The organism is Nocardioides albidus (assembly GCF_006335005.1).
GTDB lineage: Bacteria > Actinomycetota > Actinomycetes > Propionibacteriales > Nocardioidaceae > Nocardioides > Nocardioides albidus.
Window position 1 is genome coordinate 1 of sequence record NZ_VDMP01000005.1, and the last position, 1,909, is coordinate 1,909.

3 protein-coding genes are annotated in these 1,909 nt (G+C 67.3%); all 3 read right to left on the reverse strand.

The window, feature by feature from the left end:
* Window positions 1–13: 13 nt before the first annotated feature.
* Entirely contained in the window at window positions 14–733 is a 720-nt protein-coding gene (locus FHP29_RS00025) for an ABC transporter ATP-binding protein (RefSeq protein WP_139620832.1), read from the reverse strand.
* Window positions 723–1,502, reverse strand: coding sequence for an ABC transporter ATP-binding protein (locus FHP29_RS00030; RefSeq protein WP_139620833.1), 780 nt, complete (start codon window positions 1,500–1,502; stop codon window positions 723–725). The genes FHP29_RS00025 and FHP29_RS00030 overlap by 11 nt, the downstream gene beginning before the upstream one ends.
* The coding region (locus FHP29_RS00035) for a branched-chain amino acid ABC transporter permease (protein ID WP_139620834.1) at window positions 1,495–1,909 on the reverse strand (415 nt) is incomplete at its 5' end. The genes FHP29_RS00035 and FHP29_RS00030, both read right to left, overlap by 8 nt.

Consider the following 1,909-nt stretch of genomic DNA (forward strand, 5'->3'; position numbering starts at 1 on the left):
CGTGCGGGACGCGCTACACGTCGCCGCCGAGGTAGGCGGCCTTGACCGCCGGGTCGACGGCGAGGTCCGCACCCTTCCCGGACCGGACGATCTCACCGGTCTCGAGGATGTGGGCGTCGTGCGAGCGCTTCAGCGCCTGGGCGGCGTTCTGCTCCACCAGCAGGACGGTGGTGCCCTGCTGGTTGATCTCCGTGATGATGTTGAAGATCTGCTGGATCAGCTTCGGCGCCAGCCCCATCGACGGCTCGTCGAGCAGCAGCAGCCGGGGCCGGGACATGAGCGCCCGACCGATGGCCAGCATCTGCTGCTCGCCGCCCGACATGGTGCCGGCGATCTGGTCGATGCGCTCCTCCAGCCGCGGGAAGAGCGCCAGGACCCGGTCGATGTCCTGGCGGTACGCCTCCGACTTGCGGTCCTTGCGGGTGAACGCGCCCATCTCCAGGTTCTCGCGCACCGTCATGCCGATGAAGCAGCGCCGCCCCTCGGGTGACTGGCCGATCCCCAGCTTGACCCGGTCGTAGGGCGGAACCTCGTTGATGTCCTTGCCCTCGAACCGGATCGAGCCGGCCCGGACCTTGCGCAGTCCCGAGATGGTCTTCAGCGTGGTGGTCTTCCCCGCGCCGTTGGCGCCGATGAGGGTCGTGACGGTCCCCTCCGGAACGCTGAAGCTGATGTCACGGATCGCCTCGATGTGCCCGTAGTTGACACAGAGGCCCTCGACCTCAAGAAGCATCTTCTTCATCCACTCCCAGGTAGGCGGCGATCACCGCGGGGTTGTCACGGATCTCGGCGGGCGAGCCCTCGGCGATCTTGCGTCCGAACTCGAGGACGACGATCCGGTCCGTCACGCCCATGACCAGCTTCATGTCGTGCTCGATGAGCAGCACGGTGAAGCCCTGGTCGCGGACCTTGCGGATGAGGTTCATCAGCTCGACCTTCTCGGCCGGGTTGAAGCCCGCAGCCGGCTCGTCGAGGCAGATGAGCTTCGGGTTGGTCGCCATCGCCCGGGCGATCTCCAGGCGCCGCTGGTCGCCGTAGGACAGGTTCGCGGCGAGCTCGTCGGCCTTGCGGTGGATGCCCATGAACCTGAGCAGCTCCATCGCGCGGTCGTGGCCGTCCTTCTCCTCCCGCCGGTGCTTCGGCAGCCGGAACAGCGCGGAGAGCATGCCGGTGCTGTGCTGCGCGTCGGCGCCCACCAGCACGTTCTCCAGCGCCGTCATCGTCGGGAACAGACGGATGTTCTGGAAGGTGCGCGCGATCCCCTGCTGGGTGATCTTGTGCTTCTTCAGCCCGACGATGGACGTGCCCCGGAAGAGGATGCTTCCGCTGGTGGGCCGGTAGACGCCGGTGACCGCGTTGAAGCAGGTCGTCTTCCCAGCACCGTTCGGCCCGATCAGGCCGAGGATCTCGCCCTCGTCGATGTGGAACGACACGTCGTTCAGCGCGGTGAGGCCACCGAACTTCAAGGTGACGTTCTGGACCTCGAGAATCGCCTCAGACACGGGCGCTCTCCTCTCCGGCGTTACCTTCCTCGAGCTCCTCGAGCTCCTGTTCCAGATGCTTGGCGCGCAACGTCCGCTTGGGTGGCAGCAGACCCTCCGGCCGCACCGTCGCGAGCACCACGAGCGCCAGGCCGAACACCAGCACGCGGAAGTCGTCGAACTCGCGGAAGCGCTGCGGCAGGTAGGCGACCAGCGTGGCACCGACGAGCACGCCCCACCGGTTGCCCTGACCACCGACCACGACGGCCGCGAGGTAGAGGATCGAGAACAGCAGCAGGAAGGACTGGGGGTTGATGAAGCCCTGGCGGCTGGCGTAGAGCCCACCGGCGAGGCCGCCGATGAACGCCCCCGTCGCGAAGGCGAGCAGCTTGAACTTGAACGTCGGCACGCCCATCAGCTCGGCGGCG

Bases quoted from the DNA above. Each gene is read 5' to 3' on its own strand.
- FHP29_RS00025 (WP_139620832.1), bottom strand. From the start codon at position 733: ATGCTTCTTGAGGTCGAGGGCCTCTGTGTCAACTACGGGCACATCGAG.